Source organism: Planococcus sp. YIM B11945, assembly GCF_050864155.1.
Taxonomy (GTDB): domain Bacteria; phylum Bacillota; class Bacilli; order Bacillales_A; family Planococcaceae; genus Planococcus.
Genome location: NZ_JBOZWR010000003.1, coordinates 1 through 17,471 on the forward strand (window position 1 = coordinate 1; position 17,471 = coordinate 17,471).

Here is a 17,471-nt window from a genome sequence, read left to right on the forward strand (position 1 = left end):
AATTACCGAAGCGACCTCGAGGGGCTGGGCGCCGGAGTCTGGACACAGAAAAGCGGAGGCGCCTGTCTAGCCCCGACAAGCGCTGAAGGGATTGGCGGTTATGGCGCTTTTTGCCATAGCCCCCATTACCGAAGCGACCTCGAGGGGCTGGGCGCCGGAGTCTGGACACAGAAAAGCGGAGGCGCCTGTCTAGCCCCGACAAGCGCTGAAGGGATTGGCGGTTATGGCGCTTTTTGCCATAGCTGCCATTACCGAAGCGACCTCGAGGGGCTGGGCGCCGGAGTCTGGACAATACGAAAAGCGCAGGCGGCCAGGGGTTTGGGAAAGGCAAACAGGCATAAAGCCATTCATTCACAGCAAAAAGCCGTTCAGCATCAGCTGAACGGCTTGGTCGGTCTTATTCTTCGTCAATTAGCAAACCGAAATCTTCCGGCTCTTCTTTATGCGCTGCGATTGTGTAATTGGCAGCTGCCATGCCGTAAGATTCACGGATTTTGTTTCCGATTTCGTTGCGGATTTCCGGATTGGCGATTAGGAATTGCTTAACATTTTCCCGTCCTTGGCCAATGCGTTCTTCGTTGTAAGAATACCAAGAACCACTCTTTTGAATAATTTCCAATTCCGAACCGATATCCACGATTTCACCTTCACGCGAAATCCCTTTACCGTACATGATATCAACTTCAGCTGTGCGGAATGGCGGCGCAACCTTGTTTTTCACGATTTTAATCTTTGTTCTGTTACCGATGATGTCTGAACCGGATTTCAACGCTTCTGCACGGCGAACTTCTAAACGGACAGAAGAATAGAATTTCAATGCGCGTCCACCTGGAGTGGTTTCCGGGTTGCCAAACATAACGCCGATTTTTTCACGAATTTGGTTGATGAAAATAACAATCGTGTTTGACTTGTTGATGACACCAGACAATTTACGAAGAGCTTGAGACATCAAACGAGCTTGTAAGCCCATGTGTGAGTCTCCCATTTCGCCTTCGATTTCTGCTTTTGGCACAAGAGCTGCCACCGAATCGACTACGACGATATCGACTGCGCCGCTTCGTACAAGGGCTTCTGCGATTTCAAGTGCCTGCTCGCCAGTGTCTGGCTGAGACAACAGCAATTCATCGATGTTGACGCCAAGAGCTTTTGCATATAACGGATCCAATGCGTGCTCTGCATCGATAAATGCAGCTGTTCCGCCAATCGCCTGAACTTCTGCAATTGCGTGAAGAGAAACTGTTGTTTTACCTGAACTTTCAGGTCCGTACACTTCAATTACTCGGCCGCGCGGATATCCGCCTATTCCAAGTGCAGAGTCAAGCGCCAATGAACCACTTGATACTGATGATACATTTCGGTCGCTTTTTTCTCCCAGTTTCATGACAGAACCTTTACCGAATTGCTTTTCTATTCCCTTTAACGCCATTTCTAACGCTGCTTTACGATCGCTCAAAAGAAATCCTCCTCTAATTAAAACCAATTTTTCTACCTGTCTCTAGTATACTAGGTCTTTGAGAAATACACAAGAAAAAAGCGAACGTTTATTCGGTTTTTTATTTTCATATATTATATTTACCCGCTTTTATCGTGGCAAAATCCGAATTTGGGCGAAAAAATGCACGCAAAATTAAATTTTGCGTGCATTTCCTTCTGTAAGAGTTCGGATTACGTAAGACAACGCCAATTTCACTGCCCGCAATCGATTTGTATTGCGCATGCCCGACAATTGCAGGCGATACGCAGCTGTTTCATTTTCTGTTGCGATGCCGATCCACACCGTTCCCGCCGGCTGGTCGCCATGGGCATCGGGCCCAGCAGCTCCAGTCAAGCTGACGCTGATGTCGGTATTGAACTTGCTTCGCACTGCCTCTGCCATTGCAAGGGCTGTTTGTTCGCTGACTACTCCGTATTCGGTTAAAAGCTCAGCGGCCAAGCCCAGATGCTGAATTTTCATTTCTTCGTTGTAGACGATCATGCCGCCTGTAAGGACTGCACTTGCTCCTGCTACAGAAGCAAGTTCGGATTGGAACAGCCCCGCGGTCAAGCTTTCGGCAGCCGAAATCGTTTTGCCTTGTTCTTTCAGCAATTCCACTGTTTTGGATGCGAGCGAATCGTCGTCATAGCCATATAAGTATTCGCCGACACGGTCTAAGATTTCCGCTTTCGCGCCGTTGATCAATTGCCATGCTTCTTCTTCGGTGTTTGTTTTAGCGGTAATCCGCAATGTCACTTCACCGTCAGACGCAAGCGGGGCAATCGTCGGATTGGTTTGCTTGTCCAAAATGTCTTGGAGGCGATCTTCAAGTTCCGCTTCCCCGATGCCGTAAAAACGCAAAACATGCGACAAAATGACATCTGCATGATTTAAAATTTTTGCCAGCTTCGGCTTTGCCTCAAACTGGAACATTGGCTCCATTTCTTTTGGCGGGCCCGGAAGCAGCATGAACAGGTGGTCGCCTTTTTTATAAAGCATGCCCGGTGCCATTCCGTGATGGTTAACAAGCACTTCGCTATCTTTCAACACGAGCGCTTGTTTTTTATTGTTTTCTGTCATAAACCGGCCGGCGCGTTCAAAAAACGCAACAATCGAAACCAGGGCTTCTTGGTCCATTTCAAGCGTCGTGCCCAAATGCCGGGAAATGGTTTCTTTTGTTAAATCGTCTTTCGTCGGTCCGAGTCCGCCTGTAAAGATGATGAGATCGGCTCGGCTTTCTGCAATTTCAATCGCGTCTTTCAACCGGTCAGCATTGTCTCCGACCACGGTATGGTAATACACATTGATGCCAAGCTCAGCCAAATGGCTTGATAAGAACCGGGCATTGGAATTCGTAATCTGCCCTAATAACAATTCAGATCCTACGGCTATGATTTCTGCATTCATCTTTGCCCACTCCTCCACCCCGCTCGTTGCGGGAAATCAATTTACTTTAAGGCGTCACTTCTTTATTTCGATGCCAATAGACCTTTGCGGTTCGCGTAGAAGTAATCCCATCCGGACCAAATCGTAAAGATTAACGCAATGTAGAGCATGATGTCTGCGAATGGGAAGTTAATCGCTTCAAATAGAATGTTGTGCAGCAACAAAGCCATAATGGCGATGATTTGTGCCGTCGTCTTTATTTTTCCAAGGCCGCCAGCAGCTACTACTTCCCCTTCGCCGGCTAGGACGAGGCGCAAACCGGTTACCGCGAACTCGCGGCTGATGATCAAAATGACCACCCACGAAGGTGCAAAACCAAGTTCGACCAAAATAATCAAAGCGGCGGATACGAGCAATTTATCTGCCAACGGATCCAAAAACTTGCCAAACGTCGTGACCAAATTGTATTTGCGGGCATAATAGCCGTCCACCCAATCGGTAAGAGAAGCGAAAAGGAAAATCATGCCGCCCACAAAATGGCGGACTGGCATTTCTGCTCCGAAAAGCGTCATGTCGCCCCAATTAAAATCTACAAGCATAATCACCATAAAAATCGGGATCAGCAAAATTCGGGATATCGTAATGCGATTTGGTATGTTCATAAAAATTTGACCCCTTTCACCTATCAAGAAAAATAGCCATCACGAGATGGCTATTGTGCGTCTTCAAATTGAATCACAATGTTTTGCGTAGTGCGGTCGAGCGTATATTCAATCGGTTCCCCGTTAACGGTTAGTTTCACGTTCGGGCTCGCGCCGATACGGATGCGTACTTGCGAAACTTCAGAAACATCAATTGTTTCACTGTCGTTTGCTTGCATTGTACGTGCTGGCTGCATCAATTCTTTTTGGTTCTCATCGGTGGCTGATACCCATGAAGCTCCAGAAGTTTCGATTTTCAATTCTCTTGAAGCCGGTCCGCTGTAAGAGAAAGTCGTTGTTTCCCCTTCTGTCCCTATTACTTCAAGGCTTGCTTCCGGTTCTTCTTCAACCGGCTCTTCTGCTGGTTCTTCTTCCCCCGGTTCTTCAACTGGCGGAGCTTCTTCTTCAGTCGGCGTTTCGTATTGAACTCCGCCTTCATCTGTAGAGTCTTCCAAAGGATCGTTCGTTGCAAGATTATTGTAAAAGAAAATGACAACCCCAATAATGACGATTATAAATAAAGCAACAATCACCTTTGGCATGACTTCCCCAAGACCACTGGAGGAATTTCTTGAAACGGTGCGCCGGCGGGAAGGCGTTGACGGTGCGATTGTCGGCCTCACGTCTTCTTTCGTTGCCACTGGCACTTCCGATTTATGCTGCTCCAATAATTCATCCGCATCGACACCGACTGCTTCGGCATACTGCTTGATAAAAGCGCGGACATAAAACGGCCCAGGCATCATACTGAAATTGCCTTCTTCAATGCCTGATAAATAGCGCTTTTGGATTTTTGTCACATCCTGCAAATCTTCTAAGCTATACCCTTTAGAGATTCTCGCTTCTTTTAAACGAGTTCCCAACTCACTCAACACAATCACCTGCCTACTTCTGAATTAACTCTGCTGCTTTTCATTGCACTCGTTTTCCCGATTAAAAATTAAATCCGCCAAACATGTCTGCTTGGTTTCCATCGTTCATGAAATTATTTTTTTCCATAACTTCATATGTAATCTTCTCGTCTGGGTGATGGCGCAATTCAATGATGTAATCAAAATCTTCGATGCTGTATTCCGATTGCTGAATAAACATATCGGGATGCTCCACCACTTTGATTGTCGGCATGCGCATCATTTCACGGACAAGCTGCATATGGCGTTCATCAGAAGCGCGGCGCGTCACGATGCCGTCCAATATGAAAATATTGTTGCCGCTTCGCTCATCGCCCATCAGCGAATTCCTCACTGTCTGCTTGATCATCGTGGAAGACAAGAAAATCCATTTTTTATTGGCGCTGACGCTTGCCGCGACAATGGATTCGGTTTTCCCGACCCGCGGCATTCCCCGCAATCCGACCAGTTTATGGCCTTCTTGTTTGAAAATTTCCGCCATAAAGTCGACAAGCAGCCCCAATTCATCCCGTACAAAGCGGAATGTCTTCCGATCATCCACATCCCGTTGAATATAGCGGCCATGCCTGACAGCCAAAATATCCCGCAATTTCGGTTCTCTGAATTTAGTCACGGCAATCGTATCGATTGTCGAGATGATTTGTTCAAAACGTTCCAATTGGACATCGTGTTCAGCGCGCAAAAGCATGCCGCGACGCCCTTGATCTACGCCATTGATCGTCACAATATTGACGCGCAGCATGCCGAGAAGCGATGCCACGTCGCCTAATAGGCCCGGACGGTTCACTTGAATTTCGTATTCAAAATACCATTCTCTCATTCCTCATCCGACCTTTCATTTCGAAGTTCCTCTCAAGTTCCCACCTATTATAATAGCTGATTTACAGCGTCAAGAAAAGGGGGACTAAAGAAGCAAAGCACTTCCTCATTTCTACATATGCCACCCGCCATTAATCCTTAGCGTTTGCCCTGTCATATAGTCGGCTTTCCCGCTGACCAAAAACTCAACTGCATTGGCCACATCTTGCGGCTTGCCTAGCCCAAGCGGAATGTCCTCCTCCATGGCTAAAAGCTCTTCTTCAGAGAAAGAGGCGTTCATTTTCGTGAGAATAAACCCGGGAGCCACCGCATTTACACGCGTTCCAGAAGCTGCCATTTCTTTAGCGAACGCTTTTACAAATGCCAATTGTGCACCTTTAACGGCCGAATACGCCGTTTCCATCGAAGCGCCTATTTCTCCCCAAATGGAAGAAATAAACACGACGTAGGAACTTGAATGGCGATGGAAAAATGGCGCGAGGAGCCGAATGGCCTGAACTGGATTTTTCACGTGGACTTGCCACAATTTTTCGAGTTCTGTTTCCGTCGTATCTATCAACATTTTGTACAAAGAATGGCCGCTTGCGACGACAATACACGAAGCGTCGTAAATTTGCCGAGCCAACAGTTCCGCCCCGTCTGGCTGCGAAAAGTCTGCCTGTACCGAGATAAATTCTTGGTTTGGGAAATCTTGTTCCAACGTTTTAGCAAGCGTCTCAACGGGAGTCGAATGCCAATGCAGATAAAGCGACCAACCCGATTTCGCCAATTCATGCGCAATGCTTTCGCCAATTTCGCCGGAAGCGCCCAAAATCACCGCAAATTGTTTCACTCGCTGTCTTTTTTCGGCGGCAAAATGGTAAAGACTGAACGTTGGCTTTCTTGGCTTACGGTATAAAAGGCTTCTTGCAAATCATGCACTTCCAAATTTTCAAGAGCAGGAACAACGTCGAACAAATTCATGTCATTAAAGGCATACCGGGTAAACTGATTCGCGATATATTCTGGAGAATTAAGCGCCCGCAAGAAAAAGCCGATTTTTTTGCGGCGCACACGGTCAAGGTCCGCTTGTCCAAATGGCCACATTTCGATCGCTTTTTGGATCGTGTGCTGAATTTCATCTGCCAAAATTTTAGGTTCTTGTGTATCGGATCCGATCAATGCATAGCCAAAGCCATTCTCCAATGAATAATCAAACGAGTAGGATTCATCAATCCAACCGCTTTCATAGGCATGGTGATAAAAATCAGACGTCCGTCCGAACAGCAATTCAAATGCTAATTGGGCAGCCAATTCATGTTTCAGCATCTGCTCTCCTGATAAATCCAACAGTTCCGGTTTGATTCCGACGAATACTTTAGGTTTTTGGACGCTCATCTCAAGCGTCCGTTCTTTAATATGCGCTTCCGTTGGTTCTTCAGGGTACATGCGTATAATATCTTGCGGCTCTTCAAATGTTTTGCCAGCTTGGTTGTCTTTCACCAGCTTCATCATGCTCTCAGGTTCCACTGCGCCAACAATGAACAACACCATATTGGAAGGATGGTAGAACGTATGGTAGCACGTATACAAATGTTCCGCTGTGATGTCCTGAATGGATTCCACAGTTCCAGCAATGTCGATTTTCACGGGATGGTTTTCGTACAGATTTTCAATCATTCCAAAATACAGGCGCCAGTCCGGCTGGTCATCATACATCGTGATTTCTTGTGCAATAATGCCTTTTTCCTTCTCGACCGTTTTTTCTGTGAAATAAGGCTCTTGGACAAAATCCATTAGCGTTTCAACGTTTTCGTTAATTTGTCCGGTCGCTGAAAACAAATAAGCCGTCCGCGTAAATGATGTAAATGCATTGGCAGATGCGCCTTGCTTGCTGAACTGCTGAAACACGTCACCATCTTCTTTTTCAAACATTTTATGCTCTAAAAAATGAGCGATGCCGTCTGGCACTTGGATCGGTTCTTTTTCGCCAAGCGGGACAAAGTGATTGTCGATCGAACCGTATTTGGTCGTAAATGTTGCATACGTTTTTGAAAATCCTTTTTTCGGCAAGATGTAGACTTGCAGGCCGTTTGGCAATTTTTCGTGATACAAGGTTTCGTCGAGTTGCTCGAATTGAACTTTATTCATTAGAATCCTCCTCTTTTCCGGATAGGAAGTAGGTCATTTCCAAAGAAACGGTTTGCGCAATTGCTGCAATTTCTTCTTTGGTAACGGTTTTCCATTTTGCAATCAAATCTTCAGGGTCGAATGATTCATAAAGGTCCATATACTGGTCGTAAATATCAATTTGCCCTCTTGCCGAATCAAGCGCTTCTTTTAATTGATTGGTTAACAGCGCTTTCGTTTGGTCTATTTCTGTATCCGAAATATTGCCTTGTTTCACTTCTTCTAATTGCTCCAGAATCAGCTTCACCGCTTTTTCTTCGAGATTGGCATCAATGCCGGCAAGAACGAACATCAATCCGAATTGCGATGCGTAGGAACTCGATACGTAATAAGCCATGCTTTCTTTTTCACGGATATTAACGAAAAGTTTCGAATGGGCATAGCCGCCGAAAACCCCGTTCATCAATTGCATCGTCGGGAATTTTTCATCAAGGAATGTAATCGGCGTGTAAAACGCCATATGTAGCTTGCCTTGCTTCATGTCTTCGAATTCAACCACTCGGGATTCAGCAGGTTTTTTTAATTCCAAAGGAGGAGCTTCCACCAGTTTTTCGCGGTCGCTGAAATGGAAAAAGTCGCGGATGTATGAGGCAATCATTTCCGGCTGAATATCCCCTACTGCATAAATTTCAATTTCATTTTCATTGAGCATCGCGCGGTATTCTTCAACGAGTTGAGCATTGGTCACCGCTTCAACCAGGTCAATCGTTCCGTTCGGGTTGATGGATGCTGGGTGGTTCGGCAAAGCGTGCTCAAGCATCCGCTGCTGGGCATAGCGCGTTTTTTCATCAAAAATGGATTCAATGCGCTGTTTGATGGCTTCTTTTTCACGGTTGAAAATCGTTTCTTTAAACTTGCCATCTTCAAAGTTCGGCTTGAATAACACGATATACATCAAGTTCATAACTTTTTCCAAAACGCCGCTATCCGATAAATATTGGTCGTTTACAGTTTCCACATTCAACGTGATGATGTGTTCATTGCCTCTTTTAGATGCATCCATATATAAAGAAGTTCCGTATAAGTCATCGAGCACCATGCGTAGTGCAGTATGAGAAGGATAGACTTCATTGCTGTGCTGAAGCACATTGGCTAAAATCGAGCGCGCTGAAGCTTTTTCCTTAGTGAGTTTGTCTTTAAATCGAATCGAAAAGTTGATCGTTTTAAATTGAGTCGTTTCGTTGACGTGCACGTTAACGCCTTTCGCAATATTCATTGTCTGAAACATGTTGAATCCCCTCTCATAGTTCATGTTCTAACTATACCGAACCTTTTCTGCTAATTGCAAATAATGTAGAAGCCACGTGGTTTAGTAAGACGGATTATGGCACTCTTTTTTCTGTAATAAAATGATAGCTTGAGTCTTTCTCTTGAATGCTATTCCGCAAATCCATATAAAAAAGAGCCATCACATTGATGGCTCTTTTCAGTCTATTAACGTTCACCTTTAATATACGGTTTTCCACTTGCTTTTGGCGCATTGGCACGGCCAATAAAGCCGGCTAATGCTAAAATCGTCAATACATATGGAAGAATCAGCAAGAAGACGCTAGGCACTTCTTTGATGATCGGTATAGACGGGCCGGCGATGCTGAGTGATTGCGCAAGTCCGAAGAAAAGCGCGGCTCCCATTGCACCAAGCGGATGCCATTTCCCAAAAATCATCGCAGCAAGCGCCATAAACCCTTGCCCGTTGATTGTTGAGTGGCCAAAATCGCCCGTGATCGTCTGCGCGTAAATCGCACCGCCGATTCCAGCCAAACCGCCGGAAATCATGACCGCGATATAACGCATTCTTGAAACTTTGATCCCCATTGTATCGGCTGCCATCGGGTGTTCACCCACTGAACGAAGGCGCAAACCGAATGGCGTTTTGTAAATGACAAACCAAGCAACAATCGCTAAGCCAATTGCCAAAAACGATGTGTTGTATACCGATTTAAAGAACAGCGGGCCGATAACCGGAATATCTGCCAAGAATGGCACGTTGTAACGGCCGAAACGTTCTGTAATAAAGTCAGTCTGGCCTTTATCGAAGATTTTTTGTACCAAATACAATGATAAAGCGATTGCCAGTAAGTTGATGGCAACACCTGAGACGACTTGATCTGCGCGGAAGGTAATCGAAGCTACCGCGTGAAGCAGTGATAGAAGCAAAGCTGCGACCATTGCCGCAATCAATGCTACCCAAGGCGTTGCGTTTCCGAACGTATCGGCAAACATTAAGTTGAACAGAATGCCGACAAAAGCTCCGATGACCATTAAGCCTTCAAGTCCAATGTTGACAACGCCAGACCGTTCAGAGAACACACCGCCGATGGCAACAAAAATCAGCGGAGCTGCATAAAATATCGCCGAAGGAACGATGAAATACAAAACTTCCATGAAACTCATATTACTTCGCCTCCTTCTTAGTGGCTGCACGCAGCAGCAATAAACGAATGATGTATCCGGAAGCTACGAAGAAAATGATGACCGCAATAACGATTTCCACAATCTCGATTGGAATGCCGGCAGCATTTGGCATATTCAATGCGCCGTATTTCAACGAACCGAATAAGGTTGCTCCAAAAATAACACCAAGCGGCGTGTTCATGCCGAGAAGAGCTACGGCAATTCCGTCAAAACCGATTCCGGTAAATCCGCCTTTTGAAGATACATACTCGAATGTTCCAAGCGCTTCCATCGCTCCGGCAAGACCGGCAAATGCACCAGAAATCACCATTGCTAAGATGACGTTTTTATTGACGCTCATCCCTGCGTACTCAGAAGCGTTTTGGTTAAAACCAACCGCTTTCAATTCAAAACCAAGAGTGGTTTTTTCTAGAATAAACCACATTACAGCGACCATGATCAAGGCGATAAAAATCCCGAAATGGAGACGTGAGAATTCCGTCATGTTTTCAAAAAACTCTGAGCGCAATGAAGCACTTGCAAAGATTTGTTCAGTCCGGTCTCCTCCGCCAGAAACGGTTTTAATAAGTGCATTTGTCGTATGTAGTGCGATATAGTTCATCATAATCGTTACGATAACTTCGTGAACATGGAACTTGGCTTTTAAAAGCCCTGGCACAAATCCCCATAATGCACCGGCTGCTGCAGCGGCTAAAATAGCCAGCGGCAAGTGAATAATTTTCGGCAATTCGACAGCAACCCCAACATAAGCCGCTGCAAACCAACCGACGATCAATTGGCCTTCAACTCCAATGTTAAAGAGACCAGAGCGGAAAGCGAATGCTACCGCAAGCCCAGCCAAAATATAAGGCGTAATTTGGCGAAGCGTTTCTCCGATTGTATACATATCTCCAAAGATCCCGTTCCAAAGAGCTCCGTATCCTGCGAGTGGATCGAATCCGCTGATAAGCATGATAATTGCTCCAACAATCAATCCTAAAATAACGGAAACAACGGGGACCAGAAGATTTATTGCTCTATTCGACATGCTGATCCTCACCTCTCTTCGACTTGCCATTTCCTGCTGAACCGCTGTTTTCGCGAATGTGATGGCCAGCCATCAACAACCCAAGCTGCTGTTCAGTCGTTTCTTCCGGAAGCACAACATCCACAATTTCTCCATCATGGATTACGGCAATCCGGTCGGATACGTTCATTACTTCATCCAGTTCAAACGAAATCAGCAAAACCGCTTTGCCGTTGTCGCGCTGCTCGATCAAGCGGCTATGAATAAATTCAATTGCCCCCACATCTAGTCCGCGAGTCGGTAGTGCGGCAATTAACAATTCCGGATTGCGGTCCACTTCTCGTCCGATAATCGCTTTTTGCTGGTTCCCACCTGACAATGCGCGAGCCGGCGTGTGGGGCCCTTGTGTTCGGACGTCGTATGCTTCAATAATTTCCAACGCTTTTTTATCGATTTTATCGTAATCAATAATGCCTGATTTCGAAATTGGCCCTTTGTAGTAGGTCTGCAACGAAATGTTATGGCCGATTGGGAAATCCAATACCAATCCGTGCTTATGCCGATCTTGTGGAATATGGCCGACTCCCGCTTCTGTTACTTGGCGCGGTTTTAAATTGGTGATGTTTTTGCCATGAATGGATATATTTCCGCTTTTTACTTTCCGTAGGCCAGTAATAGCTTCGATCAATTCGGTTTGCCCGTTGCCGTCAATACCGGCAATGCCGACAATTTCGCCTTGGCGTACGTTCAAACTTAGGTTTTTCACTTTTTCTACGCCCCGGTAATCTTCAACCGTCAAATTTTCAACCAGTAAAATATTTTCTTTCGGGAAAGCCTTGCCTTTATTCGTTTTGAACTCGACTTGGCGCCCGACCATCAGCGCTGCCAATTCATCCGGATTAGTTTCAGAAGTCGTCACAGTGCCAATTCCTTGGCCTTTGCGGATAACTGTTACACGATCGGATACGTCCATAATTTCTTTTAACTTGTGCGTAATCAAAATGATTGATTTGCCTTCAGCGATCAACCGCTTCATAATTTGAATCAACTCAATAATTTCTTGAGGCGTCAAAGAAGCTGTCGGTTCATCAAAAATCAGAATATCTGCCCCTCTGTACAAGGTTTTTAAAATTTCAACCCGCTGCTGCATGCCGACAGAAATGTCTTCGATGATTGCATTGGGATCAACATTTAACCCGTATTGTTCAGAAAGCGCTTGCACTTTTTTTGCAGCATCTTTTTTGTTGGTGACGCCGAACTTTGTCGGTTCACTGCCTAAAATGATGTTTTCGGTTACCGAGAAATTTTCAACCAACATAAAATGTTGGTGGACCATCCCAATGCCCAAATCGTTAGCTACGTTGGGATTCGTGATGTTCACTTTTTTGCCATGAACCCGAATTTCCCCGCCTTCTGGTTGGTATAAACCAAAAAGAACGTTCATCAATGTTGATTTCCCTGCTCCGTTTTCACCCAATAACGCATGGATTTCGCCTTTTTTCAACTGCAACGTGATGTTGTCATTGGCTACAAACGTTCCAAACTCTTTTCGGATATTGAGCATTTCGATTACGTATTCCACTGTTTTCACTCCCTCGAAAACTGGTAACTGATTTGTATTTAATTAATACAGGAAAAGCCTCTATTTCTAGAAGCCTTTCATCTATTAATTTTCCATTAATAGACGAAAAAAAATCATAAAGACCGGCTGAACCGGTCTTTATGATGACCGAATAAAGGAAAACATCTATCATGGAAGCTTAGCTCCGCAGTGATCGATTTTTAAATTTATCCCGTTTTAATGGTCAATAAGACTCCCACTTTTTCAAGTGGGAGATCAACTGACCGTAAAAACCCGATTCGATCAACTAACATTCAGTGGGGATAAAGAACCCCCACTGAATGAAGTTTCTCTTTCTCGGACTCTTTAAGACAGAACCTTCAAAGCTTATTGTAAAGTTTCAGGAACAACAATTTCGCCATCAGCGATTTTTTTCTTGAACTCTTCGATTTTAGCCATTTTGTCTTCTGGGATTGCTCCACGTGAATCCGCAAGGCCAACACCGTCTTCAGCTAAACCGTAAGTAATCGTTTCGCCGCCCGGGAATTCTCCAGCTTTTGCTTTGTTCGAGATATCAATTACCGCTTGGTCAACGCCTTTTAATACAGAAGTCAATGTTACGTTAGCATCGCCAACTTGGCCTTCGTCGTATTGGTCAGCATCAACGCCGATTACCCAGATGTTAGCATCTGGATCTGCTTCTTTGCGTTCTTTTGCTTCTGTGAATACACCATTCCCCGTACCGCCGGCAGCGTGGAATACAATATCCGCTCCGCCTTCGTACATACGGTTAGCTGTAGATTTACCTAATTCCGCTTTATCAAAAGCACCTGTATATTGAACATCGACTTCAACCGTATCATCAACAGCAGCTACACCTTCAAGGAAACCAGCTTCGAAGCGCTCGATTACAGGAATTTCCTGTCCGCCAACAAATCCAATTTTGCCAGTTTCGGTCATCAAAGCTGCAGCAACGCCTGCAAGAAATGCGCCTTCTTGCTCTTTAAACAATACGCTTGCTACGTTAGGAGCATCTACGACAGCATCGATAATCGCTAGTTGAGCGTCTTTTTGCTGTTCAGCAATTTCTGTAACAGAACCTTGCATCAAGAAACCGATTCCAAAAACGACATCAAAGTCGCGGCGAATCAAGTTGTTTAAGTTGGTGTTGTAATCAGCATCCGACTTAGACTGAAGGTAATCAAAACCGCCGTCTCCTTTTTTCAGGCCATTTTCTTCACCAAACTGCTGCAATCCTTCCCAAGCAGATTGGTTGAACGATTTATCATCCACGCCGCCGACATCAGTAACCATTGCTACAGAAAAAGCTTCTTTTTCTCCGCCGCCTTCTGAACCGCCAGTAGATGAAGAAGAACCTTCATCGCTGCCGCATGCAGCAAGCATAGTTCCTGCAGCCAGCATTAATGATAAACCTAGACCAAATTTACGTTTTGTCAATGTAATAACCCCCATGGTATTTTTTCAAATTAGCAGGAATAGTAGTTTCACACACGTTTTCGAACCACATGAAAGCTGAATTTATCAGCTCTAAAGTAATTCTTTGAATAAAGCACCACTCGATCGTCTTCATCATAGTGGAGCTGTTTTAATTCCAATAACGCTGTTTCCGGGTCGCATTCCAAAATAGGCGAGGCAGCTTCATGATATCCTACCGGATCAATGAAAGTGACCGCATATGAAATGCGCGTTTCACCAGTTTCTTCTATAGCGGAAAAAATAGAGCTTTCTTTTCTTCCCAGAAAATTTTCCGGTAAAAATGCAGACGGAACTTTGTCGATGCAATAAACGACAGGTTCTCCGTTTGCAGTTCTGACCCGTTCAATTGTAATTACAGTCTCATCGTCCTTGCAATGAAAGCGTTTTATATCTTCTTCAGAAGAAAGGGATTCGCTCGTGCTTAAATAGATTGCACCGGGCTCCATTCCTGCTTGGCGGATCATATCAGATACACTTGTCAACTGTTCGATGCCTGAAGAAAAAACAGGTTTCGGATTAACAAACGTGCCTACCCCATGCCGCCTGACGATGATATTATCTTCTTCCAACAACCGTAACGCCTCACGCAGTGTGGCGCGGCTGACTCCCAGTGTTTTGGCTAATTCGAATTCCGATGGCAATTTCTCTTTTTCTTTGTAGACACCGGCAGCAATATCTTGCTTCATTCGATCGATCACTTGGAGGTACAAAGCACGATGATCCGATTTTATTGTCATACGATTCACCACCAATGACAGAGATCAGACATCTGATGTAAAACTTTCCTACTAACCAAAAATACTATAACACTATTTTTAGGCGAAATAAATAGCCTTTTGTCGAAATTTGCGAATAAATATTACATACTATTTAATTAATGTGATATTTTGACACAAAAAAACTAGGCAATGTGCTATCTTTTGCCTAGTTCACTGAATTATTATTATAAATTTGAGGTTCCCTCTATAAAACGAAATGAAGAGTTTTACTTGTAGTAAGCGCTTCGGACGCTTTGGGAAGGGCAAAGAATAATGCTCACGTGCAAGCTCGTCGCAAAGATATTAGCCAAACTTCTTCTGCGCAATATCTTCGCAGCTGTTTTGCGGAATATCAACAAATCGAATCCTTAGTTCAACTTATATAAAGTTCTTAATTAACCCTCAATAGCTATAAAAATTCCCTTTTAATAATCTTCTTGCTTCGGCACCAAGACGGTTCTAGGCTTGCTGCCTTCGTAAGGGCCGACTACGCCGCGCTGTTCCATTTGGTCAATGATGCGGGCAGCACGCGAGTAGCCGACGCGGAAACGGCGCTGCAGCATCGAAACCGAAGCTGTCTGCATTTCCGAAACGAGCTGGACGGCTTCATCGTAAATTTCATCCGTTTCGTCGTCAATGCTTGTTTCTTCCACTTCGGTTGGAATCATATCTTCCTGGTACTGCGCTTTTTGCTGCTCGATGCAGAAATCCACGATTTTTTCGACTTCGGAATCGGACAAGAACGCACCTTGCACACGAACCGGTTTGGATTGCCCTGCCCCTAAGAACAGCATATCTCCCCGGCCCAATAGTTTTTCCGCTCCGCCCATATCCAGAATCGTGCGAGAATCGATTGAAGAAGACACGGCAAACGAAATTCTGGACGGGATATTCGCTTTGATAACGCCGGTGATGACGTTCACGCTCGGCCGCTGCGTTGCGATGATCAAGTGGATCCCTGCAGCACGTGCCATTTGCGCGATCCGTGTAATGGCGTCTTCGACTTCATTAGAAGCAACCATCATCAAATCGGCCAACTCATCGACAATCACGACAATGTACGGCAGCTTCGGATGCTTGTCTTCGTTTTCTTCATTGAAGATTTGAACATAATCGTTGTATCCTTCAATATTCCGCGTTCCTGTATGGGAAAACAATTCATAGCGCCGTTCCATTTCTGAAACAATTTTCTTTAACGCCTGAGCCGCTTTACGCGGATCCGTAACGACCGGCGCCAATAAATGCGGAATGCCGTTGTAAACGTTCAATTCCACCATTTTCGGGTCAATCATCATCATTTTCACTTCATGCGGTTTCGCCCGCATGATGATGCTCGTAATGATGCCGTTGATACAGACGCTTTTCCCGCTTCCGGTAGATCCGGCAACCAATAAATGCGGCATCTTGTTCAATTCCGCCATCACTGCTTGGCCAGATACGTCTCTTCCCAATGCAAACAGCAGTTTTTTATCGGGTTTGTCGTTTTCATCCGACTCCAGAACTTCGCGCAATGACACAATCGCCACTTCTTTATTCGGCACTTCAATGCCGATCGCTGATTTCCCGGGAATCGGCGCTTCGATTCGAATATCGCGTGCAGCAAGAGCCAAAGCCAAGTCATCAGACAAACTGACAATTTTACTGACTTTTACTCCGGTATCCGGAAGCACTTCGTATTTTGTTACCGCGGGACCTAAATGCACTTGCGTCACTTTTGCACGGACTCCAAAACTTTGGAACGTCTTTTCTAATTTTTTTGCGTTTTTTTGAATGCCTGCGTATTCTCCGCTTTGGTCGCTATGAGGCGGCAAAGTCAGCAAATCGATTGGCGGCAGCTGATACTCTTCATTTTCCAATTCTTCAGCCGTCGTCATCAACATGACTTCCCCGTCTTCTGCTGGCGGAACTTCACCGGTTATTATTTCTTCTGGCGGTTCTTCGATCGGCATTTCGTTCTTTTTCTGTTTTACATTTTCTGTAAAAGCAGATATGATCGGTTCTTCATGCACAGGCATGGGCACGACCAAAGGATCGTCGTCGTAATCATCGAGTTCTTCATCAATTTCCAGCGGCTGTTCAAGCAACGGCTTTTTCCGCGGGGCGGAAATTCTTTTCGGCCGGCTCTCTTTGAAGCGGTCCAAAGCGCCGTTCAAAAGCGGCTTAAGGCTAGGAATCTTTTCCGCAATAAAGGGAGCGGCTGATTTGCCCGTTAAAATAATGGCGCCGATCGACAAGAAAATCAATGCCAAAATCCATGTTCCTGCTGTCGCAAACAAGACGTGGAAAATCTTATACAAGAAAGCGCCCAGCAGCCCGCCGCCGCTCGCTGTGTAATTGCCAAGAATCGTTCCCGACACCGTGGTATCGCGAACTGTTTCAGCCCAAACATTTGAACTGCTTATTGGCAAAATCGAACCGGCTGCCCAAATTAAATGGCATGCCAAAAGAGCGCCAATTGCTAAAAAGAACGAACCCGCTGCCAACTTAAGCCGAGGTTTTGGCCATTTTCGTTTCACCATGGTGTATACAGCTGTTGCTAAAAGGCCAAGCGGAATGAGAAACGCCAAATAACCGGCTGTCATCTCAGCCATGTTGTAAAGCATTTTTCCGATCATTCCAAGCTGAAATCCCATAACTGCGGACAAACCGATTAATACCAGCCCGATCACTTCAAAGCCAATGGCTGGCATCGGCTGCTTCTTTTTGGCTTTCGCTTTTGGTTTTGTTTTCGGTTTTGCTTTTGTTGTTTTCTTTGTTGCAACCCGAGACATATT

14 protein-coding genes are annotated in these 17,471 nt (G+C 45.2%); all 14 read right to left on the reverse strand.

The annotated features are described in order from the left end of the window. Positions 1-397 precede the first annotated feature (397 nt). The 14 genes from recA to ACRRQV_RS04755 all read right to left on the reverse strand — a co-directional run bounded on the left by recA (position 398) and on the right by ACRRQV_RS04755 (position 17,468). Complete coding sequence (gene recA / locus ACRRQV_RS04690) at positions 398-1,453, reverse strand: recombinase RecA (RefSeq protein WP_432528194.1); 1,056 nt, start codon at positions 1,451-1,453, stop codon at positions 398-400. Between the two features lie 174 nt (positions 1,454-1,627). Next, entirely contained in the window at positions 1,628-2,881 is a 1,254-nt protein-coding gene (locus tag ACRRQV_RS04695; protein WP_432528196.1) for a competence/damage-inducible protein A, read from the reverse strand. 62 nt (positions 2,882-2,943) lie between these two features. Continuing rightward, positions 2,944-3,522 carry a CDP-diacylglycerol--glycerol-3-phosphate 3-phosphatidyltransferase gene (gene pgsA, locus ACRRQV_RS04700; protein ID WP_432528198.1) on the reverse strand — a complete coding sequence of 193 codons (579 nt, stop codon included), beginning with the start codon at positions 3,520-3,522 and terminating at the stop codon, positions 2,944-2,946. 50 nt (positions 3,523-3,572) lie between these two features. Continuing rightward, positions 3,573-4,436: a helix-turn-helix domain-containing protein gene (locus tag ACRRQV_RS04705; protein WP_432528200.1), complete on the reverse strand. Its 864-nt coding sequence runs from the start codon at positions 4,434-4,436 to the stop codon at positions 3,573-3,575. Between the two features lie 58 nt (positions 4,437-4,494). After that, positions 4,495-5,292: a DUF3388 domain-containing protein gene (locus ACRRQV_RS04710; protein WP_432528202.1), complete on the reverse strand. Its 798-nt coding sequence runs from the start codon at positions 5,290-5,292 to the stop codon at positions 4,495-4,497. Positions 5,293-5,403: 111 nt separating this feature from the next. After that, the gene (gene ymfI / locus ACRRQV_RS04715) at positions 5,404-6,123 is read right to left on the reverse strand and encodes an elongation factor P 5-aminopentanone reductase (RefSeq protein ID WP_432528204.1); all 720 of its coding nucleotides are present in this window, start codon (positions 6,121-6,123) and stop codon (positions 5,404-5,406) included. Further along, positions 6,120-7,421, reverse strand: a complete 1,302-nt coding sequence (gene yfmH, locus ACRRQV_RS04720) for an EF-P 5-aminopentanol modification-associated protein YfmH (RefSeq protein ID WP_432528206.1) — start codon at positions 7,419-7,421, stop codon at positions 6,120-6,122. The genes ymfI and yfmH overlap by 4 nt, the downstream gene beginning before the upstream one ends. Continuing rightward, a complete protein-coding gene (yfmF, locus tag ACRRQV_RS04725) occupies positions 7,414-8,688 on the reverse strand; it encodes an EF-P 5-aminopentanol modification-associated protein YfmF (RefSeq protein ID WP_432528208.1) in 1,275 nt (424 codons plus the stop codon). The genes yfmH and yfmF overlap by 8 nt, the downstream gene beginning before the upstream one ends. Positions 8,689-8,894: 206 nt before the next feature. Then, positions 8,895-9,854, reverse strand: a complete 960-nt coding sequence (locus tag ACRRQV_RS04730) for an ABC transporter permease (RefSeq protein ID WP_432528210.1) — start codon at positions 9,852-9,854, stop codon at positions 8,895-8,897. A gap of 1 nt (position 9,855) precedes the next feature. Continuing rightward, positions 9,856-10,902 carry an ABC transporter permease gene (locus ACRRQV_RS04735; protein WP_432528212.1) on the reverse strand — a complete coding sequence of 349 codons (1,047 nt, stop codon included), beginning with the start codon at positions 10,900-10,902 and terminating at the stop codon, positions 9,856-9,858. Beyond that, a complete protein-coding gene (locus tag ACRRQV_RS04740) occupies positions 10,892-12,463 on the reverse strand; it encodes an ABC transporter ATP-binding protein (protein ID WP_432528214.1) in 1,572 nt (523 codons plus the stop codon). Before ACRRQV_RS04740 ends, ACRRQV_RS04735 begins: the two co-directional genes overlap by 11 nt. Before the next feature lie 366 nt (positions 12,464-12,829). Then, on the reverse strand, positions 12,830-13,900 hold the full coding sequence (locus ACRRQV_RS04745; RefSeq protein WP_432528216.1) for a BMP family lipoprotein: 1,071 nt from the start codon (positions 13,898-13,900) through the stop codon (positions 12,830-12,832). Between the two features lie 47 nt (positions 13,901-13,947). After that, complete coding sequence (locus ACRRQV_RS04750; RefSeq protein WP_432528218.1) at positions 13,948-14,676, reverse strand: GntR family transcriptional regulator; 729 nt, start codon at positions 14,674-14,676, stop codon at positions 13,948-13,950. A gap of 446 nt (positions 14,677-15,122) precedes the next feature. Then, entirely contained in the window at positions 15,123-17,468 is a 2,346-nt protein-coding gene (locus ACRRQV_RS04755; protein ID WP_432528220.1) for a DNA translocase FtsK, read from the reverse strand. Positions 17,469-17,471 lie beyond the last annotated feature (3 nt).

Bases quoted from the DNA above. Each gene is read 5' to 3' on its own strand.
- ACRRQV_RS04710 (WP_432528202.1), bottom strand. From the start codon at position 5,292: ATGAGAGAATGGTATTTTGAATACGAAATTCAAGTGAACCGTCCGGGC.
- ACRRQV_RS04750 (WP_432528218.1), bottom strand. From the start codon at position 14,676: ATGACAATAAAATCGGATCATCGTGCTTTGTACCTCCAAGTGATCGAT.
- ACRRQV_RS04730 (WP_432528210.1), bottom strand. From the start codon at position 9,854: ATGAGTTTCATGGAAGTTTTGTATTTCATCGTTCCTTCGGCGATATTT.
- ACRRQV_RS04735 (WP_432528212.1), bottom strand. From the start codon at position 10,902: ATGTCGAATAGAGCAATAAATCTTCTGGTCCCCGTTGTTTCCGTTATT.
- yfmF (WP_432528208.1), bottom strand. From the start codon at position 8,688: ATGTTTCAGACAATGAATATTGCGAAAGGCGTTAACGTGCACGTCAAC.
- pgsA (WP_432528198.1), bottom strand. From the start codon at position 3,522: ATGAACATACCAAATCGCATTACGATATCCCGAATTTTGCTGATCCCG.
- yfmH (WP_432528206.1), bottom strand. From the start codon at position 7,421: ATGAATAAAGTTCAATTCGAGCAACTCGACGAAACCTTGTATCACGAA.
- ACRRQV_RS04755 (WP_432528220.1), bottom strand. From the start codon at position 17,468: ATGTCTCGGGTTGCAACAAAGAAAACAACAAAAGCAAAACCGAAAACA.
- ACRRQV_RS04695 (WP_432528196.1), bottom strand. From the start codon at position 2,881: ATGAATGCAGAAATCATAGCCGTAGGATCTGAATTGTTATTAGGGCAG.